This window comes from Prochlorococcus sp. MIT 1314, assembly GCF_034093315.1.
GTDB lineage: Bacteria > Cyanobacteriota > Cyanobacteriia > PCC-6307 > Cyanobiaceae > Prochlorococcus_A > Prochlorococcus_A marinus_Y.
In genome coordinates this window covers 951674-965553 of the sequence record NZ_CP139300.1, presented here as the reverse complement: position 1 = coordinate 965553, position 13880 = coordinate 951674, and the positions used below count along the sequence as shown (strand labels likewise).

Below are 13880 nucleotides of genomic sequence, written 5' to 3'. Positions count from 1 at the left end.
TCGCAAATTGCTTTGTATCATATGCTTAGCGACAAAGTAAAGTAATATTTGTATTAATTTTGTGCCATATAATTTGTATCTGTTTTGTTGGGAAAATCCAAAAAGACAAATGCTATGTCCTAAAAGGTGTCATAAAGTCCTTTCAAAATTGAGCCTGAATAACTACCTCTTGGTAATCAATTGATAAATATTGTTTAATTTATACTTTTTCAAAATAAGTTAAGATTAATGTTTTTTAGTTCATTAATAGAATTTAAAATCAAGTTAGCGCCTGCTTTTTCTAAATTTCTTTCGTATGAATTACGTTCTTTTAATCGAGACTTTAAATGTAAATGAGGAGGAGCTATTCCAATACTTATAAATTTCTGAGATGGTATTTCTTTTCTGGCATTGATAACTGTATTAATATCTGCAATAGTATCACCCACATATGCAATGGGCATATTTGATTCACCACCAAGTTTATCTCCAAGTAGCTTTTTTGATAAGTCAATAAAACCTTGAGGATTAGGCTTGTCAGGGGCATCCCCCATTGATATTAATGGAGGTGATTTTAGTCCAAGTCTTTTTTCTAAAACAAATTTTGCCGAAGCAGACTCTGCACCACTAACAAAACCCCAAATTATTCCATTTCTTTGCAAAAAATCAAAAAACTTTTTATCAACTAATAACTCTTCATTTTTTATGAATCCAGACCAATACTTACTATCTTGATTTGGATCTCCTCCAAAGTAAAACTCTTCAAAACATTTAACTATTTCTTCTCTTGTGGGTATTTTAAGGTTTAAGTTCTCTTTTTTTATGAATCTTTTTATAAGCTCTAAACTTAAATCCCAGTCATTATTCCAAATCCCTTCATTTTTTGCCCTATCAATATCTCTATAACTCGGCTCCCATCGGGAAAATTTGTAAACTGTTTTTTTTAGTGAAAGCCTATAACTATTATCTACGCTTCGTATTACACCATCGATGTCAAATAGAATTAAACCAATATTTTTCAATGAATTTTGTGATGCTTTTTATAAAAGATTAGTATTCTTATTAGCAAAAAGCAAAAAAAACATTTTATGATTAGTAATTAATTATCTAAGCTTAATTTTGTAAATATCCTCTGGGAGTAAGAAATATGTCATCAATTAAAGTGGTTTTAGAATTACCAATAATAATTATTGATAACATATCGATTTCTTGAAAAGGAATGCTTTTTAAAGTAAAAAATTTTTTGGATTGATTTTCTCTACCTACTTGTCTAGCTATTAAAACGGGAGTATCACCCTTCCTAGATTTTAAACATAGATCAATTGCACTTCTTAATTGCCAATTTCTTTCAATTGATTGAGGATTAAAAAAAGCTATTACAAAGTCACCTAAAAGAGCTCCTTGAATTCTTTTTTCTATTAAAGACCAAGGCGTTAACTTATCACTTAAACTTATTGAACAAAAGTCATTCATTAGTGGCGCTCCGCTCTGAGCAGCTGCTAATTGAACACTACTTATCCCAGGATGTACTTCAAAGTAAGGTCTATATTCTTTTTTTATTTTCTGAAGTAATTCTAAAAGTAAACCAGCCATGCCATAAAATCCAGATTCTCCAGACGAAATTAAAGCTACTTTTATCCCTCCCTCTGCCAGTTTAATTGCCTTCTTGCATCTCTCTTTTTCCTCAGTAAGTTTACTTTCAATTAAAACCTGGTCACTCCTTTTTAAGGGTTGAATCAAATCTAAATACATTTTGTATCCAATCCAAACAATACATTTTGAAAGTGCTTCTCTTGCATTATTGGTTAAGAAGGAGATATCTCCAGGACCACTTCCAATAATATGGATTTCGCCATTTTTTGGATAATATTGATTTTTTGATTCTGCTATAGAAATAGTTACTGCACCAGATTTACTTGTTGCTAAAGCATTATTTTTGAAAATTCTTTTTTCTTTTAATATTTTTGATCCTTCTCCCGCTGCGAGTAAGCAAGAAGCTTCTGCTACAGAAGATATGCCAATTTCCTTTTGAACCACACTTGATGGATTTGGAACATTTATTTTTGAAAGTTCTTCTTTAGTAAAAAACTTTATAGGCAAGTTATTTTCTTCAGCAAGTTCTAAAATTCCTTTCTCATCTTTTTTAATATCAATAGTTGCAAATCCAGCAATTGAATGAGGTGATATATTACTCGAATCTAAAAAATCATTTAAAGAATTTGCTATTAATTCTTTGCTGGTATTTCTCTCACAACCCAATCCAATCCATAATACGGGTGGATGCCAAGTTGTTTCCTGATTTTTGAATATATTCACGTGAAATGTTGAATCTGGGTTTTCAGTTTCTTTAACACAACTTTGATTAATAATCTCTCCTGATTCTGAAGTTTTCCATAAACCAATACCAGATAATTGTTTGCAGAATATTTCTTCGTTCTTAGCTTGTTTTATTACTAGTTTTGACCAGTTCTGAATTTTGCCAGATCTTTTCCAACCCCATTGATTCCCAAATGAATCAAGTTTTAAGAAGCTTTGATCCTTTGAATTACTAGTTTCTATTATTTGGCCCCCAAATAAATTAGAAATTTGACATGCGATATTTTGAGTATTTGACTGATGCGAACCAAGTAAAGGTACTATTTTAGAGCATTTGTTGTCTATTACAATCACGCCTGGATCTTGACCTTTGGAGGTTAAAAAAGAATTTATTAGACGTATTGATGCTGCAATTGAGCCTATAAAAATGATTAAATCTAGTTCCAACCATTTATTAAGTAAGATTTCTTTAGGCTTTTGTATTTTGAAAAGATCATTTTCTAATGCATCATCTTTTGAAGAGCTTGCAATATAGATATCATTAACAAATTCAGTTTTTTTAAGTCTTTTTAAAATTTCTTTTGAATTACTTGATAGACCTATTGCGATTCCTTCCAAATCAGTAACTATTGTTTGTTATGTTGAAATTATATACTGTCAATGTATTTTAAAAATTTTTTGTCAAATATAAAAAAAAATTTAAGAAATTCTTATAATATTTGAGTAAAAATACTCATAAATTAGTGGTAGACAATAATTTAACAAAATATTCATATAGTAACAATCATTAGAACATTTGTTACGTTAATGCATAACGAAAGAATCTTTGCCTTATTATTTTTGAAACGAATATCTAAAGTTCCGAATGATTCGTTTTCTTGAACATTATTATTAAAAATAAGTCCAAGATTAGATCAATCGGCTTTAATGTCAATTATTTTCGAGGTGCTAGATGACCATCAGCCCACCAGAAAGTGGAGAAAAAAACAAGAAAGTTTTGGAAGATCCTGTAAAGGCCGATCCAAGACCTATTGATTTTGCCAAATTAGATAAGCCAGGGTTCTGGTCTTCTAAATTATCTAAGGGTCCAAAAACTACAACTTGGATCTGGAATTTGCATGCCGATGCACATGATTTTGATGTGCATACAGGCGATGCTGAAGAAGCAACAAGAAAAATCTTCTCAGCTCATTTTGGACATCTTGCAATCATTTTTATATGGATGAGTGCTGCTTTTTTCCATGGAGCAAGATTTTCAAATTACACAGGTTGGTTAGCTGATCCAACTAATGTTAAACCAGGAGCGCAGCAAGTTTGGGCTGTTGTTGGCCAAGAGATGCTAAACGGTAATCTTGGTGCAGACTACAACGGTATTCAAATAAGCTCTGGAATTTTTCATATGTGGAGAGCTTGGGGTATTACTAACGAAAGTGAGTTAATGGCTCTAGCTATTGGTGCAGTAATAATGGCTGCTCTTATGCTTCACGGAGGTATATACCATTATCATAAGGCTGCTCCAAAAATGGAATGGTTCCAAAATATTGAATCAATGCTTAATCACCATATTGCAGGTTTGGTTGGGCTTGGATCATTAGCTTGGGCTGGACATTGTATTCATATTGGAGCTCCAACTGCCGCACTTCTTGATGCAATTGACGCTGGATCTCCTTTAGTTATCAATGGTCAAAAGATCGCAACTATTGCTGATATGCCAATGCCTCATCAGCTTTGTGATCCGCAAATTATAGGTCAAATTTTTCCCGGTCTAGCTAGTGGAGTTGGTAATTTCTTTAGTCTTAATTGGTTCGCTTTCTCAGATTTCTTAACTTTTAAAGGTGGTTTAAACCCTGTTACTGGTAGTTTATGGATGACTGATATTGCACATCATCATTTAGCTTTTGGTGTAATTGCGATAATTGGAGGTCATTTATATAGAACTAACTATGGAATTGGTTCAAGTATGAAAGAGATATTAGAAGCTCATCAAGGAGATCCAATATTATTCCCAGCGCCAAAAGGTCATCAAGGTCTTTTCGAGTTCATGGCTGAAAGTAGACACGCTCAACTTTCTGTCAACCTTGCTTGTCTAGGATCTCTTAGCATCTTGATTTCTCATCATATGTATGCGATGCCTCCATATCCTTACATAGCAACTGATTATATGACTGTTCTTGGTTTATTCACACATCATATGTGGATAGGAGCTTTATTTATAATTGGAGCTGGAGCTCATGCTGGAATAGCTATGGTGAGAGACTATGATCCAGCAAAACATATTGATAATGTTTTAGATAGGATTTTAAAAGCGAGAGATGCACTAATAAGTCATCTGAACTGGGTTTGTATGTGGCTAGGTTTCCATAGTTTTGGACTTTATATTCATAACGATACTATGAGAGCTTTAGGTAGACCTCAGGACATGTTTAGTGATAATGCAATTCAACTTCAACCAATATTTGCCCAATGGATACAAAGCATTCAAGCTTCTGCAGTAGGCACTTCAATCTTAGCTGGTACTCCTGAAGGTTTACCTCATAAAGCTTTAAGTGAAGTTTTTAACGGAAGTTTAGTTGAAGTAGGTGGAAAGGTTGCAATAGCTCCAATTCAACTTGGAACTGCTGACTTGATGATCCATCATATTCATGCTTTCCAAATACATGTAGTTGTATTAATTCTTCTAAAAGGAGTACTTTACTCTAGAAGTTCAAGACTAATCCCAGACAAAGCTTCTCTTGGATTTAGATTCCCTTGTGACGGGCCAGGCAGAGGAGGTACTTGTCAGGTTTCATCTTGGGATCATGTATTCTTAGCTCTTTTCTGGATGTATAACTGCATATCAATAGTTATATTCCACTTCTCTTGGAAAATGCAAAGTGATGTGTGGGGACTTACAGGAGGAAACTTCTCTCAAAGTGCTATCACGATCAATGGTTGGCTAAGAGATTTCCTATGGGCTCAATCTTCTCAAGTATTAACAAGTTATGGTGAAGCTATTAGCATGTATGGATTGATGTTCTTAGGAGCTCACTTCATATGGGCATTTAGTTTGATGTTCCTATTCAGTGGAAGAGGTTATTGGCAAGAATTATTCGAATCAATAGTATGGGCTCATAACAAGCTTAAAGTTGCCCCAACAATACAACCAAGAGCACTTTCAATTACTCAAGGTAGAGCCGTTGGTGTAGCTCACTTCCTTCTCGGAGGTATAGCAACTACTTGGGCTTTCTTCCATGCTCGACTTTTCGGTCTGGGCTAATTACCTGAACTTCACCTTTTTAATTCAATGGCAACAAAATTTCCATCATTTAACCAGGGTCTAGCTCAGGACCCGACAACCCGTCGAATATGGTACGGAATAGCTACTGCTCATGACTTTGAAAGTCATGACGGTATGACAGAAGAAAAACTGTATCAGAAGTTATTCTCAACCCATTTTGGACATCTTGCAATTATTGCACTTTGGGTAGCTGGTAACCTATTCCACATAGCTTGGCAGGGTAACTTTGAGCAATTTGTACTTGACCCAACACATGTCCGTCCAATTGCCCATGCAATTTGGGATCCTCATTTTGGAGCAGGAATAACAGAAGCAATGACCCAAGCTGGAGCTAATGGTCCAGTTAACATTGCTTACTCAGGTCTTTACCATTGGTGGTACACCATTGGGATGAGAACTAATGAGCAACTTTTTCAAGCTTCAATATTTATGAGTATTTTGGCTTGTTGGACTTTATTTGCTGGTTGGTTACATTTACAACCTAAATTCAGACCTACACTTGCATGGTTTAAAAATGCTGAGGCACAGCTAAACCATCATTTATCTGTTTTATTTGGCTTTAGTAGTATTGCTTGGACAGGTCACTTAGTTCATGTAGCTATACCTGAATCAAGGGGGCAGCATGTTGGCTGGGATAACTGGTTAACTGTTCTACCTCATCCTGCAGGATTAGCACCTTTCTTTACTTTAAATTGGGGAGCTTATGCACAAAATCCAGATTCATTAGATGCTGTATTTGGTACAACTCAAGGAGCAGGAACTGCTATTTTTACTTTCTTAGGTGGTCTGCATCCTCAGAGTGAAGCTTTATGGCTAACTGATATTGCACATCACCATATTGCGATAGGTACAGTATTTGTAATTGCTGGCCATATGTATAGAAATACTTTTGGTATAGGACATAGTCTTAAGGAAATCACTGAAGCTCATAACACTAGACATCCAAATGATCCTCACAAAGGAAGTTTTGGTATTAATCATGATGGAATTTATGAGACAGTAAATAACTCATTACATTTTCAATTAGGACTAGCATTAGCATCTCTTGGAGTAGCTACTTCTCTTGTAGCTCAACATATGGGAGCTCTTCCTTCTTATGCTTTTATTGCTAGAGATTACACTACACAGTCTGCTCTATATACACATCATCAATACATAGCGATGTTCTTGATGGTTGGTGCTTTTGCTCATGGAGCTATCTTCTTTGTAAGAGATTATGATCCAGAGTTAAACAAAGATAATGTTTTGGCTAGGGTTTTAGGCACAAAAGAAGCTTTAATTAGTCATCTTAGTTGGGTAACAATGTTGCTTGGATTCCATACTTTAGGGATTTATGTTCATAATGATGTCGTTGTAGCTTTTGGTAACCCTGAAAAACAAATCCTAATAGAACCAGTATTTGCTCAGTTTGTCCAGGCTGCTCAAGGAAAAATGATGTATGGCTTTAATGCTTTATTAGCTGATCCAGCTAGTTCAGCTAGTGTTGCTGCTAATTCTTTACCAGGTAATCATTACTGGATGGACTTAATAAATAGACAAGATGCTCTAAGCTCTTTCTTACCTATTGGGCCAGCGGATTTCTTAGTTCATCATGCTATTGCACTTGGACTCCATACCACAGCACTAATACTTATTAAAGGTGCATTAGATGCTAGAGGCACAAAATTAATTCCTGATAAAAAGGATTTGGGATATGCTTTTCCTTGCGATGGCCCTGGAAGAGGAGGTACCTGTGATAGTTCTTCATGGGATGCTATGTATTTAGCTATGTTCTGGGCATTAAATCTAATAGCTTGGGTTACTTTCTACTGGCACTGGAAGCACCTAACAATTTGGCAGGGTAATATGGCACAATTTAATGAATCAGGTACATATTTAATGGGTTGGTTTAGAGATTACTTGTGGTTGAATTCATCACAGTTAATTAATGGATATAATCCATTCGGAGTAAACTCATTATCTCCTTGGGCCTGGATGTTCCTATTTGGCCACCTAGTTTGGGCTACAGGTTTTATGTTCTTAATATCCTGGCGTGGTTATTGGCAAGAATTAATTGAAACATTAGTTTGGGCTCATCAGCGTACACCAATAGCAAACCTTGTCGGATGGAGAGATAAGCCAGTAGCACTTTCAATTGTTCAAGCTAGATTAGTTGGTTTAGCACATTTCACGATTGGAAACATACTTACATTTGGTGCCTTTGTAATTGCATCAACTTCAGGTAAGTTTGGTTAAAATCTCCTTAAATAATACAAATCACCACAATTGTGTGGTGATTTTTTTTTGTTTATTTTGTTGTTCTAAATTAAGTTAAAATTATAGAATTATTATTTAATAAATATGGAAGATGCAGAGCAATTAATTTCTATTATTATTCCTGTTTTCAATGAAAGTGAGAGTATTGTTTTTTTTATTGGATGAAGTTATAAGCGTAATGGCAACTAATAAATTAAATTTTGAATTGATTGTTGTAAATGATGGTTCTCAAGACAACACTCAAGGAGTATTAGAAGAACTAACTCTAAAAATTAAAGAATTATCAGTTATTTGTCTTCGCAAGAATTATGGACAAACTGCAGCAATGGCTGCAGGTTTTGATAATTCTAATGGTGATATTGTCCTTACTTTAGATGGTGACTTACAAAATGATCCAAATGATATTCCTAAATTGATTGCTGAAATTAATTTAGGCTACGATTTGATATGTGGATGGAGGTTTGAGCGAAAGGATAAATTACTTAATAGGAAGATTCCATCAAAAATAGCAAATAAATTAATTGCTAAGGTAACAGGTTTAAAGTTGCATGATTATGGATGTTCATTAAAAGCTTTTAAAAAAGAAATAATAGATGATATTAAACTATATGGAGAACTTCATAGATTTTTACCAGTTTTAGCAAATATTGAAGGAGCTAGAATTAAAGAAATTAAGGTTAATCACAGAAGTCGAAAATATGGATCTAGTAAATATGGAATTGATAGAACTTTCAGAGTTTTAATGGATTTATTAACTGTTTGGTTTATGACTAAATTTTTGACTAGACCTATGTATGGATTTGGTTTTGTTGGAATTCTAAGTATATTTATAAGTCTTTCAATGACTTCTTATTTGTTAATTATAAAAATAATGGGTGATGATATTGGAAATCGTCCGATGCTAACGTTTGCACTCATATTAGGAATTGCTGGGGTTCAGTTATTTAGCTTTGGATTATTAAGTGAACTTTTAATAAGGACGTATCATGAAAGTCAAGATAGACCAATTTACAGAATTAGAGAAATTCAAGGTAAAACTAAAAATGAAACTTTTACTTAAAATTTCTTATTAAGTTAGCTGAAATCTCAACTACTTCAGGAGAAGTATCTTTTAATCCTTTTCTCAAAATAGGTAATGTTGATTTATCTGCTAATTCCTCAGCAATCTGAAGCGCTTTTAATTTATCTTCTTTATTACTTAGAAAAAGTTGAAACATTTTGTTTCTTAGTGCTTTTTTTTCAAAATCTGAGTATCTTTTATATTCGTGCTTATAAGAAAACCCATTCTTTTTAGACATATATTTTTTATTATTTATAATTTTATTTGAAGATAAGTTCTTTAAATTTATTGCATTTTTAAACTGTCTTTTTTTAAAAATTAATAGTAAAAATATAGTAAAAATAATGAGTAATATTGCAAAAAGATTTAACATGTAAAAAGTTAATAATTTTTATATCATCCAGTAATAAAATATACACTATTTATCAGATAAATACTAAAGTGTTTAAAGATGTTAAACGAATTATGTCATCTGAATTCTCAAATCTTCTACCCTCGGTCTTTGTTCCCATGATTGGCTTGGTAGCGCCTGCTGTATTTATTGTATTAATAGGCAGATTTATAACAGCTACTGAATAACAATTTATTATCACATTATCTTTTTTTTAAAATGAGCGATTCAAAAACACCATTAGGAGCCAATCCTAAATTTCCTGAAAAATATATAGACCAAAGTGTCCAACCTACAGATATTGGTATTGCAGAGCAATGGGCTGTCAAAACAGTTGCTGATCCATTTGTTGGAAATTTAGCCACCCCAGTTAATAGTGGTTATTTTACCAAAGCTTTTATAAATAATTTACCTTTTTATAGAGAAGGAATTTCTCCAAATTTTAGAGGTTTAGAAACTGGAGCAGCTCTTGGTTATCTCTTATATGGTCCATTTACTATGACTGGTCCTTTAAGAAATTCTGATTTCGCATTAACTGCAGGATTACTTGCTGCTATAGGAGCTGTTCATATTTTGACAGCACTTTTAGTTCTTTATAACGCCCCAGGAAAAGCACCTAATGTGCAACCTCCTGATGCTACTGTTAATAACCCTCCTGCAGATTTATTTACTAGAGCAGGGTGGGCTGACTTTACCAGTGGATTTTGGCTAGGTGGTTGCGGTGGTGCAGTTTTTGCATGGCTTCTTGTAGGAACACTGCATTTGAACAACATAATGCAACTAATTCAGAATATTTGGACTACTGGTTAATTTGATAATTTTAAGAAGGCCTTATATTTTTAATATTTTAATTTAATAAAAGACTGCTATCTTATAGTTTTATCCCATCTGTAGCTTCTTACTAATCTTCCTGCAGATATTAGTTTGGATTGATAATGTAATGAAATTGGATCATTTGTCTCTTTTATCGTATCTAATCCTATTCCATTTCTTCCAAACTCTTTACCAGAGCTGTGATAATACAATCCATCTCCTTTGTAGATTCCAACGTGATCACATTTTCCTTTGGTTCCGAAGAAAAAGAGGTCTCCTGGTTGAAGTTTTCTGTTAAATTCTTTGAAATAAAAAAGGTGTTTACAAAAACTTTTGATTTGATAAGAGTCTCTAGGTATATTAATATGATGTGTCAAAAAAGCAGTCTGAATTAAGCCTGAACAATCAAAATTTGGTCCTAATGTACCTCCCCAAAGATATTCATTAGTTAACTTAGATTGATCTTGGATCCATTTTAGAATTAAGGGAACTTTTTGTTTTATAAATGAGTATTCATTGTTTATATTCTCAGATTTTCTTAATTCGCATTTCTCAATAATCAATCCATCTAAATTTATCCAACAGAGGTAACCATCTTCATAAAGTTGAACTAGAATCCTTGAAAAATTTTGGTTTTGTTGATGAATATTTGGATAAACCAGTTTAAAAATTCTGTTTTTACAAATTTCTGTCACTAACTTATTTTCTGTTGCATTTTGATATCCAGAAATATTAACTTTTAATTTCCACCAAATAGTCTTTGAAAAATTAGTTTGTTTAAATAGTGAGGTAAGGTCTTTATAATTTTCCATAAAATGTCCTTCTACTATTTAAATAAAGAGATGGGTCTAGCCTTAAATGATATTTTAGGGAGAGTATGCACCTATAATAAAGATTTTTCAAGAGAAGATATTGCCATAACTTGGATCAACTACAAAAGTGAAAATAAGGTTGTATTTAAAGGTTTTGGATCTGGGATTAATAATAAAAAAATGTTTTATCCTGCCAGTGTAGTCAAATTGGTTTATGCCCTTGCGGCATATTATTGGATTGAAAAAGGAAGTTTATTATTAACAGATGAGATCATCGATGCTGTGCGGAAAATGTTATCTTTCTCGAGTAATAATGCGACAAGCTTTTTAATTGATTTACTTACTGGAACCACGAGTGGACCCTGTATTGAGGGAGAATTATGGGAAAATTGGAAATACCAAAGAAGTATAATAAATGATTGGCTGCATGATTCACATTGGGAGGAACTGATTGGGATTAATTGCTGTCAGAAGACTTGGGATGATGGACCATTTGGTCGTGAAAAAGAATTTTATGGATATGAAAATAAAAATAGAAATGCAATGACTACTGATTCAGCTGCAAGGGTTTTGGAGGAAATTATGGTTCATATTGATTATCAAAAGAATGACTTAAATTTAAGAAGTTTTTTAAAAAGAAATTTAAATAAGGTTGTTCTTAAAAACGATTCTCTTAATCAAATAGATGGTTTTTTAGGGGCAGGATTACCAGAAAGCACTCATCTATGGAGTAAAGCAGGCTTAATGTCTGAAGTTAGACATGATTGTGCATGGTGGATCAATAGTCAATATCTACAAACTTTATTAGTCGTTTTTTGTACTGGAGAAAATTATTCTAAAGATACTTCCTTCCTACCCTTAATCGCAAAAGAAGTATATGAATTTAACAAGAGATATATTGTTAAGGACTAAAGTGAATCGTCTAATAAATTAGAATCTAATTTGTCAGTATAGGCTTCATAAGGTAACATCATCACTTCTTCAAAATCTAATTCATTCATAATCCATTCTCTATATTCTTCTAACAAACTTTTTCTATCTTCATTATCTAATTCATAAATACGTAATGCTGTATCTTTAAAACTTTCTTTAATTAAGTTTTCAATTTCTTTATTTCTCATTTTATTATAATTCTCCTTCCAAAATGACTCTTCTAATTGTTGACAATGCAATTCCTGTTTGCGCTCTGATTGAACGATACGAATATCCTTCATTACGCAATCTGATTACTAGAGATTCCTTTAAAGGACTTATCTTGGGCCTCCCTCCTAGATTATTTCCAGCTAATTTTCTATGTAATCGGGGTTCTTTTTTTCTGTCATTTAAACTTTTATTTTCTAAATTATCTAATTCATATAAAATCTTAAAAATTGAAGAATTTGTTTTAGAGGAATCAATAGCCGTAAAAAAACCATTCAAAGTTCGTAATTTAATATCCTTATTAATAAGTTTATTTATTGTCACTAAACATTCTTTTTTATTTTTAAATGCTCGGTTAAGCTTAGTTATTATTAATTCATCTCCTTTAGATAAGCAACTTATAGCTTTATTGAGTTCGGGTTTGATCTCTTCATCTAAACTGACAAATTCAGAGAAAATTATGCTGCAACCTTCTTTTTTTAAATTGTTTATTTGCTCCTCTAAATACTCAAATTCATTTTTAGTAGCTCTAGCATATCCTATAGCTTTATAGTTTTTATTTTTTTCAGATAATAAAAGACGTTTCCTTTGGAATTTAAAAGTCAATGTTTTATTACATATATTTTTTACTGTATCAATAAATAAGTAAAAAAACACTTTTTGGTACAAAAAAAATCATATATGTCTATATATTCAATTATTTAGTGTGTAATAAAAATGTTCTAATATCTATATTAAAAATTATGTTCTAAATTCTGTTCCAATTGTGGTTGATGAAACAAAAATATTGTTTAAGTAGTAACTTGAATTAGGATTTTTTCAATTTCGATGGACTACTTAAATTCATTTTTTTTATTGAATAGGCTTCATTTTTGAAATTATTAATAGTTAATTCAAATTGTTTTTAGTAAAATAAGATTACAGGTTATATACAATTAATTTGACTAATAATCCTAATAGTTTAATTTCAAAACCTGATTGGTTAAGAGTAAAAGCCCCGCAAGTTGAGAGAATTGGGAATACTGCAAATTTGTTAAATGATTTAAATCTCAATACTGTATGTCAAGAAGCAAGCTGTCCAAATATTGGTGAATGTTTTGCTAGCGGAACTGCCACTTTCCTTATAATGGGCCCTGGCTGTACTAGGGCATGTCCATATTGCGATATTGATTTTGATAGATCTAAAAGAGAATTAGATCCAACAGAACCATATCGTCTGGCCGAAGCAGTTTATAGAATGAAACTTAAACATGTTGTAATCACATCAGTTAATAGAGACGATCTTGACGATGGTGGCGCATCTCAATTTTTTGAATGTGTTTATCAAGTAAGAAAAAAATCTCCTAAAACTACTATTGAGCTTTTAATTCCTGATTTTTGTGGCAATTGGAAAGCGCTTGAAAAAGTTCTTGATTCAAATCCAAACGTTTTAAACCATAATATTGAGACTGTGCCTTCGCTATATAAAAAAGTAAGACCTCAGGGTAAATATGTAAGAACTCTTGAGTTGCTTAAAAGAACCAGAGACTATTCTCCCAAAATTTATACAAAGTCAGGCTTAATGCTTGGTTTAGGGGAAAAAGACGAGGAGGTCTTAAGTCTGCTTAAGGATTTAAAAAGTAATTTCGTTGATATTGTTACTATTGGTCAATATTTATCTCCTGGCCCTAATCATTTACCTGTTAAAAGATTTGTAAGTCCTTCAAAATTTAACTATTTTAAAGCGTTCGGGGAAAAAGAGTTAAACTTCATGCAAGTAGTTAGTTCTCCTTTAACTCGAAGTAGCTACCATGCTGAAGAGATTCAAAAACTTATGAAAAAGTATCCAAGATAGTT

The 13880-nt window shown here is 32.6% G+C and carries 12 protein-coding genes and 1 pseudogene; 7 read left to right on the top strand and 6 right to left on the bottom strand.

Going from position 1 to position 13880, the window contains the following annotated elements; genetic code table 11:
* Window positions 1–209 precede the first annotated feature (209 nt).
* On the bottom strand, window positions 210–1001 hold the full coding sequence (locus SOI86_RS05580; protein WP_320680868.1) for a TIGR01548 family HAD-type hydrolase: 792 nt from the start codon (window positions 999–1001) through the stop codon (window positions 210–212).
* A gap of 91 nt (window positions 1002–1092) precedes the next feature.
* The gene (gene cobJ / locus SOI86_RS05575) at window positions 1093–2913 is read right to left on the bottom strand and encodes a precorrin-3B C(17)-methyltransferase (protein ID WP_320680867.1); all 1821 of its coding nucleotides are present in this window, start codon (window positions 2911–2913) and stop codon (window positions 1093–1095) included.
* Window positions 2914–3247: 334 nt separating this feature from the next.
* On the opposite strand from cobJ, the gene psaA reads away from it, so the two are divergent.
* The 3 genes and pseudogenes from psaA (at window position 3248) to SOI86_RS05560 (ending at window position 8888) form a co-directional block, all read left to right on the top strand.
* Window positions 3248–5551: a photosystem I core protein PsaA gene (gene psaA / locus SOI86_RS05570; protein ID WP_320680866.1), complete on the top strand. Its 2304-nt coding sequence runs from the start codon at window positions 3248–3250 to the stop codon at window positions 5549–5551.
* Window positions 5552–5578: 27 nt separating this feature from the next.
* Window positions 5579–7807, top strand: coding sequence for a photosystem I core protein PsaB (gene psaB / locus SOI86_RS05565; RefSeq protein ID WP_320680865.1), 2229 nt, complete (start codon window positions 5579–5581; stop codon window positions 7805–7807).
* 105 nt (window positions 7808–7912) lie between these two features.
* Window positions 7913–8888: pseudogene (locus SOI86_RS05560) on the top strand (glycosyltransferase family 2 protein).
* Here the strand turns inward: SOI86_RS05560 and SOI86_RS05555 are convergent.
* The gene (locus SOI86_RS05555) at window positions 8881–9126 is read right to left on the bottom strand and encodes a hypothetical protein (protein WP_320680864.1); all 246 of its coding nucleotides are present in this window, start codon (window positions 9124–9126) and stop codon (window positions 8881–8883) included. The pseudogene SOI86_RS05560 and the gene SOI86_RS05555 overlap by 8 nt on opposite strands.
* A gap of 227 nt (window positions 9127–9353) precedes the next feature.
* On the opposite strand from SOI86_RS05555, the gene SOI86_RS05550 reads away from it, so the two are divergent.
* Both SOI86_RS05550 and SOI86_RS05545 read left to right on the top strand, forming a co-directional pair.
* Window positions 9354–9467: a photosystem I reaction center subunit VIII gene (locus SOI86_RS05550; protein ID WP_011377154.1), complete on the top strand. Its 114-nt coding sequence runs from the start codon at window positions 9354–9356 to the stop codon at window positions 9465–9467.
* Window positions 9468–9498: 31 nt separating this feature from the next.
* Window positions 9499–10089, top strand: a complete 591-nt coding sequence (locus SOI86_RS05545) for a photosystem I reaction center protein subunit XI (RefSeq protein WP_320680863.1) — start codon at window positions 9499–9501, stop codon at window positions 10087–10089.
* Between the two features lie 56 nt (window positions 10090–10145).
* On the opposite strand, the gene SOI86_RS05540 is transcribed toward SOI86_RS05545, so the two are convergent.
* Window positions 10146–10904, bottom strand: a complete 759-nt coding sequence (locus SOI86_RS05540) for a C40 family peptidase (protein WP_320680862.1) — start codon at window positions 10902–10904, stop codon at window positions 10146–10148.
* 3 nt (window positions 10905–10907) lie between these two features.
* Between SOI86_RS05540 and SOI86_RS05535 the strand changes: the two genes are divergently transcribed.
* Complete coding sequence (locus tag SOI86_RS05535; protein WP_320680861.1) at window positions 10908–11816, top strand: serine hydrolase; 909 nt, start codon at window positions 10908–10910, stop codon at window positions 11814–11816.
* Here the strand turns inward: SOI86_RS05535 and SOI86_RS05530 are convergent.
* On the bottom strand, window positions 11813–12025 hold the full coding sequence (locus SOI86_RS05530; protein ID WP_320680860.1) for a hypothetical protein: 213 nt from the start codon (window positions 12023–12025) through the stop codon (window positions 11813–11815). The two genes, SOI86_RS05535 and SOI86_RS05530, sit on opposite strands and share 4 nt — an antisense overlap.
* Window positions 12026–12029: 4 nt before the next feature.
* On the bottom strand, window positions 12030–12650 hold the full coding sequence (locus tag SOI86_RS05525; RefSeq protein ID WP_320680859.1) for a recombinase family protein: 621 nt from the start codon (window positions 12648–12650) through the stop codon (window positions 12030–12032).
* 334 nt (window positions 12651–12984) lie between these two features.
* Here SOI86_RS05525 and lipA point away from each other — a divergent pair, with 334 nt between their 5' ends.
* Entirely contained in the window at window positions 12985–13878 is an 894-nt protein-coding gene (lipA, locus tag SOI86_RS05520; RefSeq protein ID WP_320680858.1) for a lipoyl synthase, read from the top strand.
* Window positions 13879–13880 lie beyond the last annotated feature (2 nt).

Coding starts and splice junctions, on each gene's coding strand:
- psaA (WP_320680866.1), top strand. CDS start 3,248: ATGACCATCAGCCCACCAGAAAGTGGAGAAAAAAACAAGAAAGTTTTG.
- psaB (WP_320680865.1), top strand. CDS start 5,579: ATGGCAACAAAATTTCCATCATTTAACCAGGGTCTAGCTCAGGACCCG.
- SOI86_RS05555 (WP_320680864.1), bottom strand. CDS start 9,126: ATGTCTAAAAAGAATGGGTTTTCTTATAAGCACGAATATAAAAGATAC.
- SOI86_RS05550 (WP_011377154.1), top strand. CDS start 9,354: ATGTCATCTGAATTCTCAAATCTTCTACCCTCGGTCTTTGTTCCCATG.
- SOI86_RS05545 (WP_320680863.1), top strand. CDS start 9,499: ATGAGCGATTCAAAAACACCATTAGGAGCCAATCCTAAATTTCCTGAA.
- SOI86_RS05540 (WP_320680862.1), bottom strand. CDS start 10,904: ATGGAAAATTATAAAGACCTTACCTCACTATTTAAACAAACTAATTTT.
- SOI86_RS05535 (WP_320680861.1), top strand. CDS start 10,908: ATGTCCTTCTACTATTTAAATAAAGAGATGGGTCTAGCCTTAAATGAT.
- SOI86_RS05530 (WP_320680860.1), bottom strand. CDS start 12,025: ATGAGAAATAAAGAAATTGAAAACTTAATTAAAGAAAGTTTTAAAGAT.